This is a genomic window from Candidatus Poriferisodalis sp. (assembly GCF_965204125.1).
Classification (GTDB): Bacteria; Actinomycetota; Acidimicrobiia; order Acidimicrobiales; family Poriferisodalaceae; genus Poriferisodalis.
Map to the genome: position 1 here is coordinate 138,561 of NZ_OZ241968.1, position 25,018 is coordinate 163,578.

General features: G+C 66.0%; 20 protein-coding genes. 10 read left to right on the forward strand and 10 right to left on the reverse strand.

Going from position 1 to position 25,018, the window contains the following annotated elements:
• Positions 1-33: 33 nt before the first annotated feature.
• The 4 genes from ACOGXD_RS00945 to ACOGXD_RS00960 are packed head-to-tail and all read right to left on the reverse strand — an operon-like array spanning position 34 to position 4,797.
• Positions 34-777, reverse strand: a complete 744-nt coding sequence (locus ACOGXD_RS00945; RefSeq protein WP_419916063.1) for an ABC transporter ATP-binding protein — start codon at positions 775-777, stop codon at positions 34-36.
• The gene (locus tag ACOGXD_RS00950; protein WP_419855957.1) at positions 774-1,580 is read right to left on the reverse strand and encodes an ABC transporter ATP-binding protein; all 807 of its coding nucleotides are present in this window, start codon (positions 1,578-1,580) and stop codon (positions 774-776) included. Before ACOGXD_RS00950 ends, ACOGXD_RS00945 begins: the two co-directional genes overlap by 4 nt.
• Complete coding sequence (locus tag ACOGXD_RS00955; RefSeq protein ID WP_419916064.1) at positions 1,577-2,623, reverse strand: branched-chain amino acid ABC transporter permease; 1,047 nt, start codon at positions 2,621-2,623, stop codon at positions 1,577-1,579. Before ACOGXD_RS00955 ends, ACOGXD_RS00950 begins: the two co-directional genes overlap by 4 nt.
• Positions 2,620-4,797: an ABC transporter substrate-binding protein gene (locus tag ACOGXD_RS00960; RefSeq protein ID WP_419916065.1), complete on the reverse strand. Its 2,178-nt coding sequence runs from the start codon at positions 4,795-4,797 to the stop codon at positions 2,620-2,622. Before ACOGXD_RS00960 ends, ACOGXD_RS00955 begins: the two co-directional genes overlap by 4 nt.
• 252 nt (positions 4,798-5,049) lie before the next feature.
• On the opposite strand from ACOGXD_RS00960, the gene ACOGXD_RS00965 reads away from it, so the two are divergent.
• The 8 genes from ACOGXD_RS00965 (at position 5,050) to ACOGXD_RS01000 (ending at position 13,107) form a co-directional block, all read left to right on the forward strand.
• On the forward strand, positions 5,050-6,180 hold the full coding sequence (locus ACOGXD_RS00965) for an imelysin family protein (RefSeq protein ID WP_419916066.1): 1,131 nt from the start codon (positions 5,050-5,052) through the stop codon (positions 6,178-6,180).
• A 100-nt stretch (positions 6,181-6,280) separates the two neighbouring features.
• Entirely contained in the window at positions 6,281-7,603 is a 1,323-nt protein-coding gene (locus ACOGXD_RS00970; RefSeq protein ID WP_419916067.1) for a di-heme oxidoredictase family protein, read from the forward strand.
• Between the two features lie 20 nt (positions 7,604-7,623).
• Entirely contained in the window at positions 7,624-8,763 is a 1,140-nt protein-coding gene (locus ACOGXD_RS00975; protein ID WP_419916068.1) for an imelysin family protein, read from the forward strand.
• Between the two features lie 228 nt (positions 8,764-8,991).
• Positions 8,992-10,353, forward strand: coding sequence for an HTTM domain-containing protein (locus ACOGXD_RS00980; RefSeq protein ID WP_419916069.1), 1,362 nt, complete (start codon positions 8,992-8,994; stop codon positions 10,351-10,353).
• Between the two features lie 49 nt (positions 10,354-10,402).
• Positions 10,403-10,795: a very short patch repair endonuclease gene (locus ACOGXD_RS00985; RefSeq protein WP_419917428.1), complete on the forward strand. Its 393-nt coding sequence runs from the start codon at positions 10,403-10,405 to the stop codon at positions 10,793-10,795.
• Between the two features lie 157 nt (positions 10,796-10,952).
• On the forward strand, positions 10,953-12,164 hold the full coding sequence (locus ACOGXD_RS00990; RefSeq protein WP_419916070.1) for an ATP-binding protein: 1,212 nt from the start codon (positions 10,953-10,955) through the stop codon (positions 12,162-12,164).
• 125 nt (positions 12,165-12,289) lie between these two features.
• Complete coding sequence (locus ACOGXD_RS00995; protein ID WP_419916071.1) at positions 12,290-12,547, forward strand: hypothetical protein; 258 nt, start codon at positions 12,290-12,292, stop codon at positions 12,545-12,547.
• A gap of 104 nt (positions 12,548-12,651) precedes the next feature.
• Positions 12,652-13,107, forward strand: a complete 456-nt coding sequence (locus ACOGXD_RS01000) for a hypothetical protein (protein ID WP_419916072.1) — start codon at positions 12,652-12,654, stop codon at positions 13,105-13,107.
• 98 nt (positions 13,108-13,205) lie between these two features.
• Here the strand turns inward: ACOGXD_RS01000 and ACOGXD_RS01005 are convergent, their stop codons facing one another.
• The 4 genes from ACOGXD_RS01005 to ald all read right to left on the reverse strand — a co-directional run bounded on the left by ACOGXD_RS01005 (position 13,206) and on the right by ald (position 18,201).
• On the reverse strand, positions 13,206-14,132 hold the full coding sequence (locus ACOGXD_RS01005) for a NaeI family type II restriction endonuclease (RefSeq protein WP_419917429.1): 927 nt from the start codon (positions 14,130-14,132) through the stop codon (positions 13,206-13,208).
• 14 nt (positions 14,133-14,146) lie between these two features.
• On the reverse strand, positions 14,147-15,232 hold the full coding sequence (locus tag ACOGXD_RS01010; protein WP_419916073.1) for a DNA cytosine methyltransferase: 1,086 nt from the start codon (positions 15,230-15,232) through the stop codon (positions 14,147-14,149).
• A 457-nt stretch (positions 15,233-15,689) separates the two neighbouring features.
• Positions 15,690-16,766, reverse strand: coding sequence for a hypothetical protein (locus ACOGXD_RS01015; RefSeq protein WP_419916074.1), 1,077 nt, complete (start codon positions 16,764-16,766; stop codon positions 15,690-15,692).
• A gap of 322 nt (positions 16,767-17,088) precedes the next feature.
• Positions 17,089-18,201, reverse strand: a complete 1,113-nt coding sequence (gene ald / locus ACOGXD_RS01020; protein ID WP_419916075.1) for an alanine dehydrogenase — start codon at positions 18,199-18,201, stop codon at positions 17,089-17,091.
• A gap of 100 nt (positions 18,202-18,301) precedes the next feature.
• Here ald and ACOGXD_RS01025 point away from each other — a divergent pair, with 100 nt between their 5' ends.
• Positions 18,302-19,987 (forward strand): AMP-binding protein, encoded by a 1,686-nt coding sequence (locus tag ACOGXD_RS01025; RefSeq protein ID WP_419916076.1) that lies wholly within the window; start codon positions 18,302-18,304, stop codon positions 19,985-19,987.
• A gap of 53 nt (positions 19,988-20,040) precedes the next feature.
• Here ACOGXD_RS01025 and ACOGXD_RS01030 read toward each other — a convergent pair whose 3' ends face one another.
• Positions 20,041-21,027 (reverse strand): NADPH:quinone oxidoreductase family protein, encoded by a 987-nt coding sequence (locus ACOGXD_RS01030; RefSeq protein ID WP_419855946.1) that lies wholly within the window; start codon positions 21,025-21,027, stop codon positions 20,041-20,043.
• 162 nt (positions 21,028-21,189) lie between these two features.
• Between ACOGXD_RS01030 and ACOGXD_RS01035 the strand changes: the two genes are divergently transcribed.
• Positions 21,190-22,218, forward strand: a complete 1,029-nt coding sequence (locus tag ACOGXD_RS01035; protein ID WP_419916077.1) for an isopenicillin N synthase family dioxygenase — start codon at positions 21,190-21,192, stop codon at positions 22,216-22,218.
• 35 nt (positions 22,219-22,253) lie between these two features.
• On the opposite strand, the gene ACOGXD_RS01040 is transcribed toward ACOGXD_RS01035, so the two are convergent.
• Positions 22,254-24,704 (reverse strand): CaiB/BaiF CoA transferase family protein, encoded by a 2,451-nt coding sequence (locus tag ACOGXD_RS01040; RefSeq protein WP_419916078.1) that lies wholly within the window; start codon positions 24,702-24,704, stop codon positions 22,254-22,256.
• Between the last annotated feature and the right edge of the window lie 314 nt (positions 24,705-25,018).

Below are 25,018 nucleotides of genomic sequence, written 5' to 3' on the forward strand. Positions count from 1 at the left end.
CTCGCTCCCCGAGTCCCCGCAGACCAGCTCCGCTCAGCGGGCACCGAGAAACGCCCGGCGCACTTCGGCATCCGCCAGCAGATCCTCCGCAACGCCTTCGTAGGTGATCTCACCGAGTTCGATCACATAGCCGCGGTGACTGGCCTCGAGCCCCTGGCGGGCGTTCTGCTCGATCATCAGCACGGTCAGGCCGATGTCGTGATTGAGCTGCGCGATCACCTCGAAGATCTGGTGGGTGACCAGCGGCGACAGCCCGGCGGACGGCTCGTCCATGAGCACCATGCGGGGCGACCACATCAGCGACCGGCCGATCTCCAGCATCCTCTGTTCGCCGCCGGACATCGTGCCCGCCTCTTGGCGCGCCCGCTCGGCCAGGCGCGGGAACAGACCGAAGACATAGTCGATGCGGTCGCGGACCTCGGCCTTGTCACTCGACAGGTACATCCCCAGTTCCAGGTTCTCATAGACGGTCATCTGCGAGAACAGGCTGCGCAGCTGAGGCACGATGGCGATGCCCGCGGTGCTGAGGGCCTCTTGGGGGGCGATGTTGGTGATGTCACGGCCCGCGCAGACGACCTTCCCGGATCGCACCCGCACGAGCCCGTAGACGGCACGAAACACGGTGGACTTGCCGGCGCCATTGGGGCCGATCACGCACACGATCTCGCCTTGACGGAGTTCGAGGCTGACGCCGCGCAAGATGTCCTGGCCCGGCAAGTATCCGGCGTGCACGTCGCGGACTTCCAGCAACGGGCTCGTCGACTCGGTGGCGGTCATCGGCTCGGGTCCTGCGGGGTGCTTGTCGTGGCAGTGCGGCTCCCGGACCCGCCGTCGCCTGCAGCGGCTCCGAAGTACGCCTCGATGACCTCTGGGTCGTTCATGATGTCGGCAGGAGCGCCTTCGGCCAGCTTGCGACCCTGGTCCAGCACGACGACCCGCTCGCAGAGCTCGGCGATGAACTGCACGTTGTGCTCGACAAGCAGCAAGGCAACGCCCCGAGAGGCGTTCACCTCGACCAATCGATCCTTGATCTCGTTGATGAGCGTCGGGTTGACGCCAGAAGTGGCTTCGTCGAGCAGGATCAGCCGCGGCTCGCTCATCAGCGCCATGCCGATCTCGGCCAGGCGTCGTTGACCTCCAGAGAGCGTGTCGGCCCGCTCGTCTCGCAGCGGTCCAAGCGCTAGGAAGTCGATGAGCTGATCGGCCCGGCGTCGGGTCTGCGGGTCGGTCCGGCTGAGCATGCGGCGCAGCCCGAGGCCTGCCCAGCTCGCGCTGAGCTCGATGTTCTCGCGCACCGTCAGTGCGCCGTACACCCGGATGATCTGGAAGGTCCGGGCGATGCCGCCCCGAGCGATCTGGTGCGGTGCCCGGCGGGTGATGTCGTCGCCGTCAAAGCGAACTTCGCCGCTGTCGGCTCGCTGCACGCAGCTCAGGCAGTCGAACAAGGTGGTCTTGCCGCTCCCGTTCGGCCCGATGAGCCCCACGATCTCGCCCGGTGCGACCGAGATGTCGACATCGTCCACCGCGACCAAGCCGCCGAAGCGCTTCACGATGCCGGTGGCCTCCAGCAGGGCCGTCATGGCCGATCCTCCGCTGGCTTGTCCGCGTCGCTGCGCTCAACCTCGCGGCCGGCTCGCGACCACCGGTGCCAGAGGTCGGTGACGGCCACGCCCCGGCGGTCGAACCAGCCCACCAAACCCCGCGGCATGAACAGCACGATGACGATGAGCAGCACGCCCTGCGCAATGAGGTGCAGATCGAGCAGGTTGGCCCACAGCACCTCGCGCAGCCAGTAGAGCACCGCCGAGCCGACGATGGGGCCCGCCACCGTCCCGATGCCGCCCAGCATCGTGCCCATGATCGCGTCGAGGGTCCTGACCTCGGTGAACGCGATGTCTGGGTCGACGAAGGTGTTCTGGAACGCCCACAGCCCGCCGAACAGCCCGGTCGATGCGCCCGCGAAGCTGAAGGTGGCGACTTTGAGACGCGTGGTCGCTATGCCCCGCATCTCGGCTCCCACCTCGTCTTCACGAATGGCGACCAGTGCCGTCCCGACACGGGTGCGTCGCAGCCACCACACGAACACGGCGAGCGCTACAACGAGCGCCAGCTCGACGAAATAGAAGAGCGAGCGGTTTAGGTACGGCGGCAGCGTGAGGCCCACGCCTCCCCCGGTGAGCCCGCCCCAGATGCGCACGATCTCGCGCATCGCCACGAACGTGGCCAGCATCGCGACGGAGAAGTACGGGCCCTTGAGCCGCATCGTGGCCCGCCCGATGAGTGCTGCGGTCGCGCCGGCCACTACGACGCCGAGCGCGATCGCCGGCACGGGCGGCCAGCCGATGCCCAAGCCGTTGCTCTGCAGCGACATCATGATCGCTGTCGTGTAGGCGCCCAGGCCGAACCACACGGCATGTCCGAAGTCGATGTAGCCGGTGAACCCGCCGGTGAGGTTCCAGTTGATCGCCACGCCGATGCTGGTGAACATCAGCGTCATCGTGAACAGCATCGAATCGCTGGTGCCGGGCCACAGCGGGAGCACGACCAGCCAGGCGAGCCCCACGGCCACCAGTGCCCCGATCAGGCGACGAGCCGTGCGTTTGATGCCTCCGGCGGATGTCATGTCGCCGTCGCATTCACGGGACGCAGGCCGCCGAAGATGCCCTGGGGCCGCAGCACCAGCGCGACCACGAGGATCACGAACGAGGCCACCACAGCCAGGTTGGTGCCCACGCCTCCCACGTAGATCGCCAAACCCGCTTCGACCAATCCGAGCACCATGGCGCCGCCCAACGCCCCCCGGATCGAGCCCAGACCGGCCACCGCGGTGATCGCGAACGCCTTGAGCGTCAGCGGCGGTCCCTGGAACGGCTGGATGGCCAACACCGGGCTCACCAAGGCCCCGGCGGCGCCCGTGATGCCGATGCACAGCGCGAAGGTGATGACGTACACCTTGCCGACATCGATCCCGACGATGCGGGCTGCCTCGCGGTTCTGCGCCGCCGCGCGGATGCTCTTGCCCAGCTTGGTGCGCGCCAGCAGCACGCTGAGGCCCCCGAGCACACCGAGTGCGACGATCAGGATCCAGAACTTCGTCACCGGCACAGTCAGGCCGTCGGCGAGCCGCCAGCTGCCGTCGAGCGCGGTGCTCGTCCTGCGGAAATCGGCAGAGAAGATGAGCTTCATCACGTTCTGCAGGATGATCGCCAGCCCGAACATGACGAGCAGCGACACCAGGTGCGGCCGGTCGATGACGCGGTTCACCAAGCCGCGCTGGGTGAGGTAGCCGAGCGCCGCCATCAGCACGAACACCGCCGCCACCGAGACGAACGGATCGATGCCCCACCACTCGTCGGCGAGCCAGGCCAGGTAGGCGCCGATCATCACGAACTCGCCGTGCGCGAAGTTGATCACGCCCATCACGCCCCAGATCACCGAGAACCCCAGCACCAGCACCGCGTACATGCCGCCGAGCGCGATGCCGTTGACCAGCGCCTGCGGCAGCTGCCCCCATGCCGACGATTCGCCGGCGGTGCGGCCGGTGCCGTCACCGAGCGGGTACTGGAGCTGGGCACGGGCCGCAGACCCCGGGGCCACCACATGGATCTCGCCGTGCTGGACCTGCACCATCCCCATGGGCTTGCTGTCGTTGACGCCCCGGCCGTCGAAGCTGATGGGCCCGTAGAACGTGTCTGCCGACAGCGTGCGCAGCGCGTTGCGCACTGCGTCGGTGTCGGTCGACCCTGCGGCCTCGATGGCCAGGTGCAGTGCGAGCGCAGCGGCCGTGGCGCTCGCCGCTTGATACACGGGCGGCTCGCCCCACAGCCGCTCGTAGTAGGCGGCGTAGTCGGCGGCGCGGCCGAAGTACGGGCCTTCGTAGGCCATCGTGGCTTCCCACTGTGTGGGGCCGAGCACCCCGTCGACGTCGGTACCGAGCTCGTCGATGAGCTTCGGGTTGGACGGGCCGACGGTGATCAGCATGCCGTCGGGCTCGAAACCCAGCTCCTTGGCGGAGTTCACGAACAGGACGGCATCGTTGTAGTGCCCGCCGCCGACGAAGATGTCGGGGTTCAGGTCGCGGAACTTGGTCATGATCGCCGAGACGTCCTGGATGTCCTTGGGGTAGGTCTCAGTCGCCAGCACCGTCACGCCGTTGGCCTCGAGATGGCGCCGCGCTCCCTCGGCGACGGCGGTGGGAAACGACGTGTCCTCGTGGGCGATCACTGCGGTCTCGGCGCCCTGGTTCGCCAGCGCCTCGACGCCCGAGCGGGTGTAGTCGCTGGCGATGGTGGCCACGAGGAACAGGTTCTGAAAGCCCCGTTCGAACATGGTGTCCGAGGTGCCGTTGCCCTCCACCATGATCACGTTGTTGGCTTCCGCGATGGCGCTGGTGCCGGTCGTCAGGCCGCTCGAGTAGGGGCCGAGCAGGAAGTCGACCTCGTCCTCGTCGATGAGCCGCTGGACGAGGTTGCCTGCGGTGTCGGCGTCGGATTCGTCGTCGTAGTAGACGATCTCGGCCCGGTAGCGAGCACCGCCGATGCGGATCCCCCCATATTCCTCGTTGACCCAGCGCACCCAGGTGTCGTACCCCTGCCGTGAGTCCTTGCCTTCGACGGAGTACTTGCCGGTCTCGCTCAACGCTGCGCCGAGTCGAACCGTTCCGTCGAACTCCGTTGGCGCACTGGACGCGCCCTGCGGCGCCGAAGATCCTGCTCCGCCACCGCTGCTGTCACAGGCCGCCGCAAGCGGGAGCGCGCAGGCCAACGCAGCCAGCAGCAGCACTCTCAGAATCCGCACGTCAGCGCTCCATGACGGCCGACCCTGTGCACCAGCACATCCCGCTCGAACGCTAGGTGGTCGCCCGGCCCCAGTGGTACTTCTGCCCGCGAGCAGGCGACGCAGGAGAGTTGACAGTCAGCATGCCCTACACATTGAAATCACTTAAGTTGATATTTCTTATTAGGTCTGCTTAACTACCTCGCCATGCTCAATGCCCTGAAACCGTCCCAACGCAGGGGCCAGCGACGTGCCGCTGTTGCGCTGCTCGCCATGGTGTCTGCTCTTGCACTGCTGGCCGCGGCGTGCGGCAGCAGCGGCCCTTCGGACGAAACCATGGAAGATGCCGTCGAGACCTACGCGAGGGGCGTCCACGCCGCCTACTCGGCCAGCCTCGCCTCCGCGCAGGATATGGACGACGCCATCCATACCTTCCTCGACAACCCGACCTCGGCGACGCTCGAAGGCGCCAAGCGTGCGTGGCTGATCGCCCGCGACGACTACGGCCCCACCGAGGTGTTCCGCTTCTATGGCGGTCCGATCGATGACGAGGAAACCGGCACCGAGGGTCTCATCAACGCCTGGCCGCTCGACGAGGGCTACATCGACTATGTCGAGGGCAACCCGACTGCCGGCATCATCAACGATCCGGGCACCTACCCGACCATCGACGCCGATCTGATCGTCTCGCTCAACGAGGTCGGCGGCGAGGCCAACGTCTCGACCGGCTGGCATGCCATCGAGTTCCTCCTGTGGGGTCAGGATCTCACCGGCGACGGGCCTGGCGCCCGCCCCGTCAGCGACTACACCACCGCCGACAATGCAGACCGCAGGGCCACCTACCTCGCCGTGGCCACCCACCAGCTGGTGGACCACCTGCAAGAGCTCGTGGACGCGTGGGCACCCGGCGGCGGCAACTACCGGGCCGAGTTCGAAGCGCTGGACGCTGCCGAGGCGCTGCGACTGGCGATCACGGGCGCCGGCGAGCTGTCACGAGGCGAGCTGGCCGGCGAGCGCATGAACGTCGCCTATGAGGCCCGCTCGCAGGAAGACGAGCACTCGTGCTTCTCCGACAACACCCATGCCGACATCATCGGCAATGCGGTGGGCGTGGCGATGGTGCTCGAGGCCGACTACCCGCTCGGGGTGACCGGCACCAGCATCCTTGATGTGGTCGCCGAGGCCGATGCTGAACTTGCGGATCAGCTCCGTGCCGAGCTCGCGGCCAGCATCGTGGCCACCGAGGCAATCCCCGCTCCGTTCGACCAGCATCTGACCGAGGATGTCTCCGATGACGATCCGGGACGGAGCTCGGTGCTCGCAGCCATCGAGCTGCTCGAGGACCAGACCGACACGATCGTGGCCGCGGCTGATGCCATTGGCGTCACGATCAACGTCAGCTAGAGCCGTCCGTCTCAGCAGGAACCTGCGGATTCTCCCGATCCGCTGGCAAGCAGCTGCGGCGGCTGCGCTGCTGGTGGCGGCGTGCGGCAGTGGCCCCTCCTTGGATCGAAACCTTGGAGGGGCCACGACGCGCCTTGACGCATCCCAGAATTCGTTCGGGCTGCCTGCCCCGCAGCTCACCAATGAAGAACGTCGGGCATTCGAGGTCGGCGACAGCTTCTTCACCCAGAACTGGGTGATCGCCCCCGCGTCCACCGATGCCCGCGACGGTCTCGGACCGACGTTCAACGCCCAGGCCTGCTCGTCGTGCCACATCCGCGACGGGCGCGGCCTGCCGCCGTTTCCGACCGTGGATGGCGTGGTGCCCGAGGTCTCCCGGCTGGGATTGCTGGTGCGGCTGAAGCTGCCGGACCGGGACCCCGTGACGGGCGCGCAGCTCGGCGATCCGAACTACGGCGGGCAGCTGCAGGACCGGGCCATCCTGGGCGTCGAGCCCGAAGGCACGCTGAGCGTCAGCTACCGGGTGGTGCACGGCACCTATGGAGACGGCACGCCGTACGGATTGCGAGCTCCGACCTATTCGCTGCTCGACTTGGCGTTCGGTGCGCTGCACCCGGGCGTGACGGTGGGGCCGCGTCTTGCACCGCAGATCATCGGCATGGGCCTGCTGGAAGGGATCCCTGGGGCGTCGCTGCTCGCGCAGGCGGACCCTGACGACGCCGACGGCGACGGCATCTCGGGGCGGCCGAATTGGGTGTGGGATGCCGCCTCAGAGCGGCAGGTGCTGGGTCGGTTCGGCTGGAAAGCCAACGTCGCGAGCGTCGGTGCACAGGTCACGGGGGCGTTCATCGGTGACCTCGGCATCACATCTGACGCCCACCCCGGCGAGAACTGCCCGGGCCCGCAGTCCGCCTGCGCGGCGGCGCAGAACGGCGGCTCGCCCGAGATTCCTGCTGCACGGCTGTCGCCGGTGGTGCTGTACGCGAGGACGCTGTCGGTGCCGGCCATGCGCAACTTCGAAGACCCAGACGTGCGGGCCGGCAGTGAGGCCTTCGACGACCTTGGCTGCGCTTCGTGCCACACGCGCCGACACCGCACCGGCCCCTCGGATATCGCCACACTGGCCGACCAGGTCATCTACCCCTACACCGACCTGCTCCTGCACGAAATGGGGGAAGGGCTGGCCGACGGTCAGGACGATTTCGAGGCCGGCGGCTCCGAATGGAGGACTCCCCCGCTGTGGGGCATCGGCCTGATCGAAGCCGTGAACGGCGAGCGTTTCCTGCTGCACGATGGGCGGGCTCGCACACTGGAGGAGGCGATCCTGTGGCACGGCGGCGAGGCAGAGGCGGCCAAGGAGGCGTTCCGTCTCTCGCCAGAAGAAGTGCGCCGCAAACTGATCGCATTCCTGGAGGCCCTATGACGGTTGCGCAGAAGAACGCCGTGAGAGCGAGAACAGTCAGCCGCACGTCACGGCGGGTGTGCGCCGTGCTGGCAGCCGTCGCCCTGCTGGGCGCGGCCTGCGAGAGCGGCCCGACGCCGCGGCAGGAGGCAGTGACGAGCACCGCTGCCGATGCCTTCTCCAACCATGTCCGACTCAACGCTCACGCCGCGACGTTGGCAGACAGTGTCGATGAACTCTGCGCAACGCCAGGACAGATGGACGAGGCTGCTGCGGATCGCGTGGCCGACGGCATCGAGGCGACCCGGCGCACATGGTCCTACCTGGAGTCACTGCAACTCGAATCGGTGCAGGAGCGCCGATCTTGGGCGGTCATCGACTGGCCGATCTCCACCGGCGACATCACCTCGCTGCTGCTGGACGAGACCAAGGACCTGACGCCGGAGCGCATCGGGAAGCGTTCAGGTGCCGATCAGCGTGGACTGGGTGCGGCGGAATACCTGCTCACGCTGCATGTCGCGCGTGACGGGACGATGCCTGCCGGGACTGCACAGCGTCGATGCGACTACCTCAGCAGCGTCGTCGAGGTGATCCGGGAGGAGTCCGAGCTGATCTTGGACGATGCGTGGCTCGTCATCGACAGCGACGATGCGCCGCTGTTCATGCTCATCGCCCCCGATGCCGAGATGGGTGTGGACCGGCTCGTGAATGGCGCCGTCTTCCTGCTGGAGGCCATGACCGACATGGAATTGGGGCGTGCCCTCGGGGAAACCTCGGCTGAGGCCAGGCTCGATGCCATCGTCGAGGGACCGCTGGGCCTCGGCGCGGCCGACATGCTGGCCCACCTCGACGGTCTGCGTACGGTCCTGCTGGGCACCGAACATGCGACCGACTTCATCAGCGAATCAGGGAGGAAGCTCTCATTCGCCGGGTCCAGCGGATTTCGCCTGCTCCTCGACGACGACGTCGTGTCACGCCTGACTGATCAGTTCCGCGAGGCGAAGACAGCACTCGAACGGATCAACGGACCGCTGCGCGAGGCAGTCGTGCACGATCCAGAGACGGTGTCGGCAGCGCGGGCTGCGTTGAAGGCACTGCAGGTGACGATCTCGACCGAAGTCGTCTCCCAGCTCGGCGTGACGATTGGCTTCAGCGATGCCGACGGCGACAGCTCCGCCTAGCCACCGGCGCCTCATCGACGCCGAGGCGACCGGAGGCGTGCGGAGGTGAGTCTTCTCGCTGGGTCGGGGTTGGCGACTCGCTCGCGGTTGTCGCGCTTGCAGACCACGCGGGTGGCAGCTCTGCTTGCCGGCCCGGCGTCTCGGTTGTCGTTGGTGCCGCCAAGGGCACCGGGAGCGCGCCGGCCGGTTCCAGCCGACTCCGTCGCCGTCTTCCGCATCGCATTCGGCATGCTGGCCGCGTTCGCGGCGATCCGCTTCCTGGCCAACGGGTGGGTGATCCAGCTGTACCTGGCGCCGCGTGCACACCTCACCTACCCCGGGTTCGGCTGGGTGCAGCCGCTGCCGGCGCCGTGGATGCATCTGATGGTCGCGGCGGTCGGCACAGCCGGTGTGGCGATCGCCTTGGGTTGGCGCTACCGGCTGGCGTGCTGGTCGTTCCTCTGCGGATTCGCCTACCTCGAAGCAATCGACGCGACGCTGTACCTCAACCACTACTGGTTCGTGTCGCTCTGCGCGCTGCTGCTGGCGATCCTGCCGGCGCACCACCACTGGTCGATGGACGCCCGTGCCGGCCGTGTCCGACGCAGCGCACGTGTGCCAGCGGGCGTGGTGTGGGCACTGCGGGCCCAGGTCGGTGTCGTCTACGTCTTCGCCGGGATTGCGAAGCTGAATGCCGACTGGCTCGGCTCGGCGCTGCCGCTGCAGATTTGGCTGGCCGACAGGTCCGACACTTGGCTGGTGGGCCCGCTGCTCGACGAGCCGTGGTTGGCCCTCGCCGCAAGCTGGGCCGCTGCAGCCTTCGACTGCACCATCGTGGGTTGGCTGCTGTGGCGCCGCAGCCGTCCATGGTCGTACGCGGTCCTCGTCATCTTCCACGTGGCGACATGGATGCTGTTCGCCATCGGCGTCTTCGGTTGGGTGATGATCGCCGCCGCCCTGGTCTTCTTCGACCCCGACTGGCCCCGGCAGCTATCTGCGCGAACGCATAGCTGGCGGCGACGGGCCACCGAGCGCGCAGTGCATGCGCCCCAAGCTTTGGCCGCCTCAACGCTGTCGACACGGTTACGAGACCCGTCATTGCCGGTCCTGCCGGGCGGCGGCCTTGCGAACCGTTCAGGCAGCACCTGCACGCGCATTGGCCGAGCGACGCTCGTTGCGTTGGCGTTGCTGGCTGTCGCGCAGCTTGTGCTGCCGTTGCGCCACTTGGCCTATCCCGGCGATGTGCGTTGGACCGAGGAGGGTTACTGGGGTGCGTGGCGGGTGATGCTGACCGACAAGGCCGCGCACCTGGAGTTCGAGGTGACCGATCCGGCCACCGGTCATCGCTGGATAGTCGGACCCGACATCGTGCTCGAGGACTGGCAGATCGAACGAGCCGGCGGCCACCCCGATCTGATTGTGGCCACGGCGCACCTCATCGCCGATCAATACCAGAGCAGCGGCATCGCAGATGTCGAGGTCCGGGCAGATGCCTGGGTATCCATGAACGGACGGCCCGCCCAGCGCATCATCGACCCCACGGTCGACTTGGCCGCGCAGTCACGCACGCTCGCCCCCGCACCGTGGATCCTGCAGCCCGACGACTGGTAGAACCGCTCACGTGGAGCCGAAGGCGCTGCCAGGCCCGGCATCGGAGCGCATGTCGAAGCAGCGCTCCCGCGACACAGGGCCGGAGCGGCTCATCCGCTCGGCACTGCACCGGCGGGGCCTGCGCTACTTCGTGCACCGCCGGCCATTGCCCGACGTACGCCGCGAGGCCGACGTGGTGTTCCCTCGTCTGCGGGTGGCGATCTTCGTGGACGGCTGCTTCTGGCACGGCTGCCCCGAGCACGGCACGAAACCCCGTCGCAACGCCGAGTACTGGGAGACCAAGATCGCCCGCAACCGAGCCCGCGACGCCGACACCGACGCCCGCCTGCGAGCAGCCGGCTGGACCCCAGTCCGCATCTGGGAACACGAACCCCCCGACAAAGCCGCCGACGAAATAGAACATCTCATCCGCACCCGAGCCCGCCGCCTCGCCAGCGACTAGGCCGCCGTTCTCGGGAGCATCCACTTCCGGAATCCACAGAGGTGTGCGAGACCAGCAGTCGCACCCGTGCAGAATCGGTAATCGTCGATGTGTGAAATAGGCAGTCATACATGTGCAAAAGCGGTAGTCTGCAGTCGTGACCATGTACATTCCCCGCATGGCAGACGCCAGGATCGAATTCTTGGCGGAATCTCCCGCAGCACTGTTCATCACGGGTGCGCGTGCCACAGGCAAGACCACCACGGCGCGCCGCCACGCAGCCACCGTGATTCAACTCGACAACGCCGATGAGGCCGCCGCGGTACGAGTCGATCCCGATGCTGCCCTCCGCGATCTCCAGCCGCCCGTCCTGCTCGACGAGTGGCAAGCAGTTCCCGAGGTACTGGGCGCCGTCAAGCGGGCCGTGGACAGCGACCGCACGCCAGGCAGATTCATCCTCAGCGGCTCCGTCCGCTCGGCCCGCGATCCTGCCCTGTGGCCCGGCACGGGTCGCCTGCTCCCGGTCGCGATGCATCCGCTGACGGTACGCGAGCAGGTCGGCGCTCTCGACGGGATCGAGTTCCTCGAGCGTTTGCGAACCGGTGAGGGCATTCGCCTGCCGGCGGACCCACCCGACCTGCGCGCGTACGTGGAGACGGCCTTGAAGGGCGGATTCCCTGAGGCAGTCCTGGAACACCAGGTCGAGCGTCGAGACGCGTGGCTCGACGGCTACCTCAGTCACATGGTGTCCCGCGATCCATCGACATTGGGCACCTCGGCCGACAGCGACCGCCTCGGCCGTTTCTTCGGCGCTTATGCGCTCAACACCGCAGGACTCGCGACTGATGCCACGCTCATCAAGGCTGCGGGCATAGACCGCCGAACCGGAGAGTCCTACACCAGTCTGCTCAGCGACCTCGGCATCATCGCCGAATTGCCGGCGTGGCACAGCAATCGGCTCTCCCGGCTCGTGAAGGGACGCAAGCGCCTCGTGGCAGACACTGGCCTGTGGGCCGCAGCCGTCGGTGTCGACGCCGCCACCGTGATGTCCAGCGGCGACCTGATCGGGAGGCTCCTCGAGACCTTTGTCATCAACCAGCTACGGGCCGAGACAGCGGTGACGACTCGTGGTCCACAGTTGTGCCATCTGCGAGTGGCGGACGGTCGACGCGAGATCGACTTGATCGCCGACTTCGGCGCCCGCGGCATCGTCGCCATCGAGATCAAGGCGACGAATGCCCCCGACACCGGCGACGCCCGCCACCTCGCGTGGCTGCGAGACGAACTCGGCCCCCAATTCGCAGCAGGTGCCGTCCTCCATGTCGGCAGCCACCAGTACAGCCTCTCAGACAAGATCGACGCCATCCCCATCTGCGCCCTCTGGGCCTGAGTTGCTGTGCATTCGCGCGACAAAGAACGCGGGATCAACACCGTCGTCGTCGAAGATGTCGCATCTGGGCATCTATCGCGGAGATCCTCGGGAGCCCTCGCAACCGGCGGCATAGTCTCGTTGGCGTGATTGTGACGCTGGATCTTTCTGAAGATGCCTTGGCACGATTGCGCGCCGAAGCCGAGCGTCGCCAAACCAGTGTCGACGCCGTCATCGAGGAATGGGCCGCTTCGCTGCCCACCAGGAATCGGTCTGTCAAGCGTCGGCAGCCCAGTTTCGTGGCCCTGGGGGCCTCCAGCTCAGGCCGGCGAGCGTCGGAGGCCGACGAGTACCTCACCGAACTCATCGACAAAGTTGGAGAACGCCCAGAGATCGTCGGCTGACCGCACCCGGCCTGGACTCGTATCGATTGCGCCGACTGAACGTCACCACCGAGCTGTGGCGCGCCGGATCAGGAGCCTGAGGTACTTGGGGCGCGTCGCAACTCATGCACAATGCTCACCTCGACGCTGGAGGCAACATGGCAACGAAATGGGACCGCCGGGCAGAGAAGATCGAGCGCCGCGGGCGAGAGAGTCGCCGCAAGGAGGACGAGAAACGACAGGCGGATTGGCATGGTGCCCCGAATCGCATTCGAAGCGCTGCGGGCACATGCAAGGTATTCGGCTGGATCGCGGTCGCCGGTGGCATCGGCTTGGCAGTGGACTCCCCAGCATTTGGCGGCGACGCATACACCGAGATCGTGAGCCAGCTGGCAACCGGCAATGGTGGCATCGCATGGCTGGCAGCTGTCCTCTTATTCGTTGCGAGTGCACTACTGCGAGCCCTAGGGGACATCCTGTCGGAGATGCGGGGCAACCGCGGAACTGAACCCCAGGGCGACCCCGCATCGGGTGGCAGCCAGCCAGCAACAATCCGGCGCGCTGCGCGCTTGCCCAACTGAACTCCATGGTGACCCAGTATCAGTTGGGGGACACGCTCAGAGCCCTTGCCGTGCCTACATCGGAAGCCACGAGGCAGCTCACCGCCTGCCTCCGCCAGTCATTGGGACGGAAGTGTGGGGGCAGGCTCGACTGGGTCGCTCTCGTTGGCCAAGCGCCAAAATGAGCCATCGATCATGACGCTTGGACTCTCGTCGGGCAGGGCTGGGAAGACACGGGCGGTGACAGTGTCGCCTGAACCTGGAACCGGCAAGCCAAGAGCCTCTGCGATGAGTTGGTGACGCTCGTACTGGCCCAGGATGATGATCCCTTCCGGCCGCAGGTCGCCGCGTGCGCCATCGTCGCCGCGAAGTCGTCTCATGTAGTCGGCCTGCTGAGCGACTGTCGCGACGACATTGCGGCTGAGGACTCGGCCCTGCACGGTTCGGCAAAGACGGCGAACGCGCTCAGCGCCCGAGATGCCATCCATGATGTAGTCCACATCGTCTTCGGGCAGATGCAACAGAGTGTTCTCTGCAAGCCTTCCTTCCGGAAAGACCCAGCAAATCTCGTTGAGATACTTACGTTGGATGGTCGACTTACGGTCTCGATTCATCCCGCCAAGCATCCCGGGCCTGGCCCGCACAACTCCCATCTTCCAACGGGACTCCGTGTCGCTCGCCCAGAGCAACAGGCACAACTCGCCACGTGCCTCGGGCGGGATCATCCAGCCCCCTTCAGATTGAGAGAACTTGCAATCGACATCGAACCCAGCGATGCGGTAATCGAGATGCTCACCCTGCTCAAATCGAAAGGCGCGTTGCATGTTGATCTCGATCTGAGTGCCGAAGTGCGTCTTTTCGGTCTTGCGCAGCTGGTCCCAGCGGTAGCGGCCCGTGCGAACTCCGTCATAGAGCTGATCGAAGGTGTCACGTAGCACTCTCGCCGTGCGTTCCCCGCCAGGATCGGCACCTCGCAGAGCCGCAGCCACTTCAGTTAGCGCCGAATCGGGGTCGTACTCTTCGGCGTCGTCCGGGGCTATCAGCATCTGACCCAACAGATCTATCGGAGGGCTGCTGCGATGTGTAGCGCGATGGCGCGTGCCATGAACGGAGGCACGGCGTTGCCGATCTGACGTGCGATCTCGATCTTTGACCCCTCGAAGATGAAGGTGTCAGGGAAGCTCTGAAGCCTCGCCGCTTCGCGGTGCGTGATCGGGCGATGGGCCGCGGGATGGAGGTACCGACCCTTTTCGGGCTTGTAGAACTCCGTCCGAATGGTTTGCGCGGGCCGGTCCCACCACAAGCGACCCATGACATCCGTAGTCCCAGTCGGCTTGTTGGCCCAACACGGCGGCGTCAGGTCGGGGCGCTCGCGCTGAAGATCGAAGCGGTTGCCCCCCTCTGGGATCACCTTGTAGCGCTCCAGCGATGTTGGCCGTGGGTTACGTCGGATGTGGAGGTCTTGCCTGTCACCGCACATCACTGGCTGATCGGTCGTCGGTGCCTCCGGAAGATCGCCGATCGCGTCACGCACGGTCCGTACGGCTGGCTGGCCGTGGATGACTGCTCCGTGTGTGGCAGGGGGCGGCCATTCAACGCCCTGGCCGAGAACGCCGACGAGGATTCCACGACGCCGCGTCTGGGGCACTCCGTAGTCGGCGGCGTTGAGAACGCCGTATCCGAGTCCGTACAGGCGGAGGAAGGGGTCTGTCCCGAGGCGGCGCAGCAACTCATCGAACTCGGCCGACTTCTGGAACTGCGGCACGTTCTCGATCACGAACGCCAGCGGCCGCACGACCGCGATCGCTTCCAAGCAGTGCTCCCAGAGCCCATTCAGCTCAGCGCGCGACCTGTCGTCGCGATCTCGACCGAGCGGTGAGAAGCCCTGGCAAGGCGGTCCAGCCAAGATCACGTCGGCCCTCGGGTACGCAGCTGGGTCGAACGCCTCGATGTCCCCGTCGAACACGGTGACCCCGAAATTCGTCTTGTACGTCCGTGCCGCCGCCGCGTCGTGCTCCACAGCCAGTACGGGTTCATACTCGCCGGGGCCACCATCCCGCCCGGCCATCTGGAACCCAAGCGTGAGCCCACCGGCTCCCGCGAACAGGTCGATCGTTCGCAGCACATCGTGTTGCTCTCCGGCCACGGACCCTCCCTTCTCTACGACGCTACAAAGCACCGCTCGCCCGCGGAGGGATGTTGCCGAGGGGGTGCGACACGTCTGTCGCGATCAGTCGATCATCGTTGCGGCCGTGATTGCGTGGGCACACCCCACGGCGCAGCACATGCGACCGCACTGACCACACAACCCACTGCGCGGAGGCGCTACAAGTGTCGGCTGCGCAGCCTCGAACCACAAACATCGCCACCCACCACAGAATGGCACGCCGACAGAGCGGCTTGTAGGGCACTCGCAATAGAGCCAGCCATACCTTGCTGTGCGGCGTTGTGGAGAAGACGATTCGCAGGCTGCTCTACTACGCCGCCATCAGATCGGCGATCGGTCGAAGTAGCAAGGACCAATATATGTAACTGCCATGAAATGTGCATCTCTCAAGACAAGCTTGCAACCACACCCAAAATGCCAGGAGCTGTCTCGCATTTCAGATACCATTAGACTGCTCTCTCCAAATTGACACCTGATCCGCAACTAAGGTGAGTACGGCGACAGCCACCTTTATTGTGGGCAGAACGGTATCATGGTGTGTGAAGGAGTAGTGGTAGCCGTCAGCGTCCTTAGGTGCAGTTCGGTCTATCTCATGGGGATAGCGCGACCTGCTATAGATGCCGCCGTCGACGTCGAGCAAGCTCATAATCGAGCCTATGTCTGAGACAGTGGCATGTGTGCGCGCCGGTTCGCCCGCCGGAATAATTTCCAAACACTCGTCCCATGGGCTTGGAAGGCGATTGTAGCACTCAACAATACTGTCGGCAAGCGTTGGGTGCTCTGAGACAATGTACTGCCACACATCGCTCGTGTGCTTGTTGTGCTTCATCGGACTATAGGAGCGGTCCACACACAGAATCGCTGTTTTCAAGATCGTCTCGACAGCCATACAGCCCGATTGAACGAGATGATTTCCAATACCGTAGTATCGAGGGTCCATTGCCTTCATCCCCGGGGGGATGGCATTGAGCATCTCCCTATTGTGAGTCAATTCCAAGTAGAGAAATAACGCCAAATCAATGGCACTCAACGACTGTATCAAGGCCATGACGACGCTAAAATACCTGTCCTCTCCAACGACGGGAGTGTCACTCAGCATAAACTCCCCGTCATCTGATACCTCTCCATCAATGAGCGGGAACACGCGCTGGTTCGGGAAATTCATATACTTGGCTCGAAGTGTGTTGTAGTTTGGATCGCTGTTTCGAAGAACGGTAGGAGTGAGTCTCCCGTACATATCAGCACACTGAATGGCGTTTTCGATAGCTTTCGTCACACTATTGACAAATATAGTTGAGTTGCGGACGAATTCAGGTGGAGAAAGCGGACCTTCGGAGCGGCTCATTACGCCGATTCCCCACTGTTCTGCTGTTGGCTTTTCTATCCTGATTCTAAGATCGAACTCTAGGCCTGTCCCAACAGGCACTTTGTCAAACCACTGATCTCCTTGTGACCCGATGCAGCACAAATCTCTTTCGTTGGTCGTCTCATCATGCCCGTTGTATGTTGCCATGCTTAAACTGCTTGGTTCAAGGTCTCTTTCGAATAACCAAACACGCCCTCCAATTTAGGCTCAGTTTAGCTCTCAGAATCAGTCCCCATCTCTTCACTTACGGTCTCAGTGTGGCAGACAAGGCTGTCGGGTTCGGGCACGCGGCCCAAGTAGCATTGGGCTTACGCACTTACCTACGGTGCACGATTCGCCTGGTTGACCGGATGCGGACCTGGCTGAAACTCGCCGCTGTGCGTCGTTTCAGCGAGCCTGAAATCGACATGCGTCCGGACTGTTGAGTTCTAGATCGCAATCGTTCGCTTGAGGCCCAGCGCTGGTCCTCTTAGAAGCCGAGGGCGGTGAGGGGGTCGGTGTAGGGGAGATCGAGGGCGGCGGCTACGTGGGGCTCGGTGACGCGGCCTTTGTAGACGTTCAGGCCCGCCCGCAGGTGGGGGTCAGTGCGGAGGGCGTCGAGGCCGTTCTCGGCGATGGCCAGCACTCTCGGCAGGGTGGCGTCGCTGAGCGCACGGGTGGAGGTGACCGGCACGGCGCCGGGCATGTTCGCGACGCAGTAGTGCACCACGCCGTCGACCACGAAAGTCGGCTCGGCATGGGTCGTGGGCTTCGATGTCTCGAAGCAGCCGCCTTGGTCGATGGCCACGTCGACCACCACCGATCCGGGACGCATCTGCTTTATCAAGTCGGCCGTCACGAGCTTCGGTGCCCGGGCACCGGTCACCAGCACGGCGCCGATCACCAAGTCGGCGTTCTGCACTTCGGTCTCGACGGTCGCTCGGGTGGACGTCACCGTGACGACCGACGCACCGAAGCGCTGCTCGAGGTGGTCGAGCGCGGCGGGGTCGATGTCGAGCACCCGCACATCGGCACCCATGCCGATGGCGATCTCGGCGGCGTTCTCGCCGACCACTCCCCCGCCGATGATCGCCACCCTGGCCGGCGGCACGCCGGGCACACCGCCGATCAGCAGGCCGATGCCCCCATGTGCGGTCTCGAGTGCCCACGCGCCCGCCTGTACGGCAAGTCTCCCGGCAACCCGGGACATCGGCGCCAGCAGCGGCAAGCCGCCACGCGAGTCGGTCACGGTCTCGTATGCGACACAGGCCGCACCCGACTCCACCAAATCGGCCGTCTGGTCGGGGTCTGGTGCCAGGTGCAGGTAGGCGAACAGAATCTGGCCCGAGCCGAGCATCTTGCGTTCAGACGCCTGCGGCTCCTTGACCTTGACAACCAGCTCAGCCTTGTCCCACACCTCGCTGCAGCTGCGAATGAGAGCACCGGCAGCTTCGTATTCGGCATCGGACACACGGATGCCGGCACCGGCACCGGACTCGACCAGCACTTGGTGGTCGTGCAGCACCAGCTCGCGCACGGCGTGCGGCGTCAGCCCGACGCGTTGCTCGCCCGCCTTGAGCTCACGAGGCAATCCGATCAGCATCCGGTCACCTCCCGAGCAGGTGCCCAATTCCCCATGCGCCCGCTGAGGGGGCGCACCCCGTTCGGGCCACGAAGCCCGGGCGAAGTCTACGATTCCGCCAATGGGCACCCGTGACCAGGGGATCGACACCGATACGGCTGCGGCGGGTGGCGTCAGCACTGACGGCTGGACGCTGCCCGATCTCGTGCGGCAAGCCGCGGCCTCCCACGGCGACAGAGAGTTTCTTGCGTTCGAAGACGGCCGCACGCTCAGCTTCGCCGAACTCGACAGACATACCGACCGGCTCGCCACCGCCCTTGCTGATCTCGGCCTTCAGCCAGGCGACCGGTTGCTAGGACTGCTCACGAACAGCCTCGAGTTCATGCTGCTGATGATCGCCACCCACAAGCGGCAGGCGATCTTCGTGCCGATCAACACCGACTTGCGCGGTGCCTTTCTGGAGCATCAGGTCAACAACTCAGAGCCCCGCATCGTGGCCGTCGACAACGGGCTGCTCGAACGCTTCGACGACATCGAGCCCGGCTCGCTCGACCCGTCCGAGACCGACATTGAGGCCACGATCCTGGTCGACGACGGCGCTTACGGCGCCGGTGCCGGGGGTGTGCTCATGGGCTCGGTGGAGGTCTCCATCGAAGAGCTGCTGGACACCGAGGTGCGTCCCGAGGCCGTGCTGGCGGCCGAACCCAGCGATGTCTGCACGATCATGTACACCTCGGGCACCACCGGGCCCGCCAAGGGTGTGCTGATGCCCCAGGCGCACTGCTACCTGTTCGGCCTCGGCACCGCCCGGAGCCTCCAGATCACCCCGGACGACCGCCTCTACTGCTGCATGCCGATGTTTCACGCGAACGGCCTGTTCATGCAGGTCTTTGCGTCGCTCCACGCCGGCGCCTCGGTGTACGTGGAGAAGCGGTTCAGCGCCGGCAAGTGGCTCGACACGGTGAGGCGGCACCAGATCACCCTGACGAATGCTCTCGGGGTCATGCCCGAGTTCATCTGGCGCAGCCCGCAGACGGACCGCGACCGTGACCATCAACTGCGGGCCGTCATCGCCCTGCCCGTGGCGGCGGAATGGGCCGCAGCGTTCGAAGAGCGGTTCGGCGTGCGGATCATGCAGGGCTACGGGATGACCGAGGTCAACATGGTCGCCTACACCAGCTTCGACGACCCGGTGATGTCGGGCTGCGCTGGGCAGCCGCTGGCCGACTTCTTCGATGTCATCGTGGCCGACCCCGAGACCGACCTACCCGTCGCGCCCGATGAGACCGGCGAGATCCTGGTGCGTCCCAAGGTGCCGTTCTGCTTCAACGTGGGCTATCACCGCATGCCCGAGCGCACCGTGGCGGCGTGGCGGAACCTGTGGTTCCACACCGGCGATGCAGGCAGGCTCGACGAATCCGGGCGGCTGCACTTTGTGGACCGGCTGAACGACCGCATCCGCCGGCGCGGCGAGAACATCTCCAGCTACGAGGTGGAGACGGTGATCAACGGCTACGACGGCGTGATCGAGTGCGCGGTCGTCGGCTTACGCGTCGAGGGTGCCGGTGGAGAAGATGAAGTGCTTGCCGTAGTCGCCATGAGCGGACCGGCACCCGATCCGGTCCGTTTTCTGGATTGGTGCGTGCCCCGCATGCCCCGCCACAGCGTGCCGCGCTACCTGCACTTCGTGCGCGAGCTCGACAAGACCGCCTCGGGCAAGATCCGCAAGCAGGCCATCCGCGACGCCGGCGTCACCGCGGACCTGTGGGACCGCGAGTCAGTCGGGTACACCGTGGCCCGCGGCTGAGCGGGCACCAACAGCCACAGTGGCCCGCGGCTGAGCGGGCGTGTCAGGTTCGTCTACAGGTCGGGGCGGAGCAGGACCCGGCCAGTGGTCTTGCGCTGGTGCAACGCCTGCAGGCCGTCGATCAGGCCTTCGAGCGGCAGCTCCTGGCTGACGAGCGGGTCGAGCCTGCCGTCGGCCACCTGCGGCCAGATCTCGGCGTAGCACTCGTCGAGCACCTCGTCTTTGCGTCCCCGGTAGCCGCCCATGTGCACGCCGACCACCGAGTAGTTCTTGACCAGCAAGTGGTTCGCCGGGGCCTGCGGGATCGTGCCGCTGGCGAAACCGACCACCAGCAGGCGGCCTTCCCATGCCACCAGCCGCCGGGCAACATCGAAGTACTTGCCGCCGACGGGGTCGTAGATGATGTCGCAACCCCGGCCGCCGGTGGCATCCATCACCGACTGGTACAGGTCGTCGTTGTCGTAGTCGATGACGATGTCGGCGCCGAGCTGACGGCAGGTCTCCACCTTGGCGGGCCCGCCAGCGGCAGCGAGCACAGTGCAGCCCGCAACCTTGGCCATCTGCACCGCAGCCGAGCCGACGCCGCCCGCCGCAGCCAGCACCAGCACCGTCTCGCCGGCCTGCATCTGCCCCCGCCGATACAGCGAGAACCACGCCGTGCCGTAAATCACGTTGGCGGCACACGCATCTGGGATCGACACATCGTCGGGCACGTGCCGTGCCGTGGCACCCCTGATGAGCGCTTCGCTGGCATAGCCGCCCCAGCTGCCGACACCCGAGCCGATGACCCGGTCACCGACCGTCAAGTCGCAGTCGGGGCCGACCGCGGTCACGGTGCCGGACGCTCCCATCCCGGGCGTGAAGGGCGGATCCCACCGCTCCTGGTAGGTGCCCTGGCAGTGCAGGATGTCCGCGAAGTTGAGATCGGTGGCCTCCACGGTGATGCGTGCCTGGCCCGGACCGGGTTCGGGCGAGTCGTACTCGCCCAGCTGCAACACATCCCACGGGTAACCCAGCTCGTTCAGTCGCCACGCTCTCATCAGTTCCCCTTGAAGTCGCTCGTATCGCAGATCGGGCAGGCTCGATGCAGCCGATCCGATCCGGCAGAACCGTACCAACGGCCCGCCACGCGTTCAGGGGCTCAGCGCCCCCGACACACGAGCCGTCGCACGCGTACGCTCGGGAGAGCGCAAGGAGGCACCGTGGCGCTCACGACGCAGGACCGCAGCACCTCACCGCCGCCGGAGCGGCAACCGGGCGAGAACGCGGACAGCAGTTCCGACGTCATTCCGGTCTTGGACTTGGCGCCGCTCAATGAGCCGGTACCCGATCCAGCGGCTCAAGCTGCCCTCGCCGCCGAGCTGCGCGACGCCCTCACCGAAGTTGGCTTCTTCTTCATCGTGAACCACGGTGTGCCAGCCGAGACCATCGAGCACATGTTCGACGAGGCCCGCCGCCTGCATGCGCTCCCCCAGCCGGTGAAGGACTCGATCCCGATGGGCAAGCTGGCAGGCGGCTATCTCGGCATGGGCGGTGGAACGTCGTACGCCTCCGACATTGCCGGGCCCGTGCGCAAGCCGAACCAGAACGAGGCGTTCTTCTGCCACCGGCACGGCTACCACACCGAGAACCAGTTCCCGCCGCTCGAGGACTTCGCACAGAGCTGCGAGACGTACATCGACCAGCTGATCGCTCTGGGCTCACGGATGCTGCCGATCCTGGCGCTGTCGCTCGACCTGCCCACCGACTACTTCGATCCGCACTTCGACAAACCCAGCGTGACGCTGCGCATGTCGCACTACCCGCCGATGGACTACGACGACAACGAGTGGGGCCTCGCACCGCACACAGACAGCTCGGTGTTCACGTTCCTGCCGGCCAACGACGTGCCGGGGCTGGAGATCCGCCCGGCCGGCTACGACTGGATCAAGCCCCCGCAGATGGCGGGCTCCTATCTCGTCAACAGCGGAGACATGCTGAAGCGCTGGACGAACAACGTGTATCTGTCAACGGCGCACCGGGCACGCAACCTCTCGGCCGGCGACCGCTACGCCGTGCCGTTCTTCTACGGAGCCCGCGACGACGCACTAGTCGACCCCGTGCCCACCACGGTCAGCGACGATCGCCCGGCTCGCCACGAGCCGATCACCTACGGCGACTACCAGCGCTGGTTCCTGAATCGGAACTACGAGAACGTCACCGGCGAGAAGGTCGGCACGTTCGAGAGCTGAGCCCCGGCGCCGAGGCCGACCAGCCTGACCGTCGACTATTCGAGCACTCCGGCCACGGCCAGCTCGGAGATCTGATCCTGGTCGTAGCCGAGCAGCTGCTCCAGCACCACGAAGGTGTGCTCGCCATAGGTCGGGCCCGCGTGGTCGATGCCGTCTGAGCTGCGCGACATGGCGAATCGCGCTCCCTCGACCCACATCGTCCCGTTGGTGCCGTGCGGCACGTTGCGGAAGTGGTTGCGATGCGCCAGCTGCGGGTCGTTGGTCATCACTTCGGAGTTGGCGACGGCGTGGGCTGGCACACCTGCGGCCTGCAGCTCGACGTGCGCTTCGACGTTGTCTCGCTCCGAGGTCCACGCGGTGATCCGGTCGGCGATCTCGGCGGCACGTTCACGCCGCTCCTCGACACCCAGACCAGCCATGTCGCCGGCACCGATCACGCTGCACAGGCCAGCCCACTGGTCGTCGTTCTCGCACGCCACGGCGATCCAGCGGTCGTCGCCCGCCGATGCGAACACCCCATGGGGTGACATCGCGGGATGGTCGTTGCCCATCTTGTCGGGCAGGTGCGCGTTCACGTCGTAGTCGAGCACTGCCGGCGCCAGGAAAGTCATTGACGACTCGGCTTGCGACAGGTCGATGTACTGGCCCTCGCCGGTGCGGTCCCGATGGTCCAAGGCAGCCAGCAGCGCAGCGCTCAGGAACTTGGGCGACACATAGTCGGTGTAGGCACCGAACACGCCAGCGGGGGCGCGATCGGGCCAGCCGGTCATCTCATAGAAGCCCGACATGGACGCGCCCATCGTGCCGAAGCCAGCCAGCGACGAGAGCGGCCCGCTCTGGCCGAACAGGCAGCTCGACGCCATGATGATGTCGGGCTTGACCGCTCGCAGGTCGTCATAGGCGAGGTTGAGGTCGGCCAATGCATGGGGCGAGAACGACTCGGTGACAACGTCGGCCCAGCGCACCAGGTCCAGGATGAGGTCGCGGCTCTCGGGCTTGGAGATGTCGATGGTGATGCCGAGCTTGCTGGCGTTCATGTTCTGGTACAGACCGCCGTTCTCCGCACCCGCCTCGTCGTTGAGGAACGGCTGGATGGTGCGGGCCGCTTCCACCTTGTGGGTGGACTCCACACGCACCACCGTGGCGCCCCAGTCGGCGAGCTCGCGGGTCGAGCCCGGCCCGGCCATCACCCACATGAAATCCAAGATCTTGACGTCTGCCAGCGGCAGTGCCGGGTCGCGGTGACCTGCGGCGGCAGCAGCCACCAGACCTTCGGAGGTCGCCACCGAGACCTGGGCGCCCACCTCGGCCAGCACCTCATCGGTGTGCTGGCCGACCGTGGGCGGCGGCGTCGAGATATCCAACGGCGCGGCGCTGAATCGAGCGCACGGTCCGGGGTAGCGCACAGAGTCGAGGCCGCCGGTGGGGATGTCACGCCAGAAGTTCCGCTCGGCGTACTGGGGCGCCTCGACCACGTCCGCGACCGTGGTGATCGGCACGATCAGCAGGCGCTTGTCGAGCGCCACCTCCAGCAGCTCGGCCTTGGTGCGTGTGGCGGTGAAGTCGGCGGCGACCTGCTGAATGCGCTCGTACTCGGTGGGCGGGATGCGCCCGGTGATCACGCCTTCCACGAAGTTGATCCAGTCGATCTCGAGGTCGCTGTCGGCGCAGCCGCCCTCGGAGTGCATCCACTCGAACAGGCGGGCCCCGAACGGCCCAATGGACTCGCCGAACAGGATCGTTGCCGACACGTAGCCGTCGGAAGCAGGCGAGCGCAGCCGCACCCGGAACGGCCCCAGACGGGCGCCGCCGCTCATGCGGAGCAACTCAGGCGAGTTGTACAGGTGGCACAGCGTGGCCGACTGAGTGGCTTGGGTAACGGCCTGCTGGGCGCTCACGTCGACGTGCTGTCCTAGACCGCTGCGCTTGCGTTCCCGTAAGGCGATCAGCGACGCGACAGCGGCCTCGGCGGAGGCGTGCAGGAAGCACTGGTCGAGCGGGATGCGCAGCGGGGGGCGATCCTCGTCGCCGACCACGTTGGACAACATGCTTGCCGCCGAGACAATGAGGTCGGTGGCCGCCCAGTCGGCCTTCGGCCCGGATTGGCCGAACGCCGTCACCGACGTGTAGACGAGCCCGGGGTTGACCTCGGCCAGGTCGCTGGGGCCCAGGCCACGGGCGGCCATGGCACCCGGGGCGTCGGATTCGATGAGCACGTCAGCGCTGGCTGCAAGGTCACGCAACCGCTGCTGGTCGCCGGGATCGTCGAGATCGAGCGCGACGCTGCGCTTGCCGCGGTTGTACGACCAGAACCACAGCGAGGCTTCGGGGTCGCCCTCGCGCCCTGCGACGAACGGGCCAACGGCGCGCGCGGCCGACCCGCCGGGTGGCTCCACCAAGATCACGTCCGCGCCCAGATCGGCCAGCAGCGCTCCCGCCATCTGGCCTCGATGATCCGACAGGTCCAGTACTCGACAGCCCAGCACGACGACGCCCTTCCGTTGGTTGCGCGCAGAACCTAGTTCGGCTGCGGGACGCCTCTGATCAGCGCCCCAACGCGGCACTGGCCTTGGCGACGCGCGACGAGACAGGCACTGGTGCAGCCCTCACCCGCCTCGCCCTCGAATTCGCGTTCCTTGACGCCTCAAACCGACAGCAAGGCACACAAGGGCAATGACCAGCACGAGAATCCCGAACGAAGGCAAGCTCAGGATTCCGACCACCGATAGGGGAACAGATGCAGCGCCGAGCAGGCGCCATCGCTGCCGTGAATGCAACGCGGCGCTGACCATCAAGACAA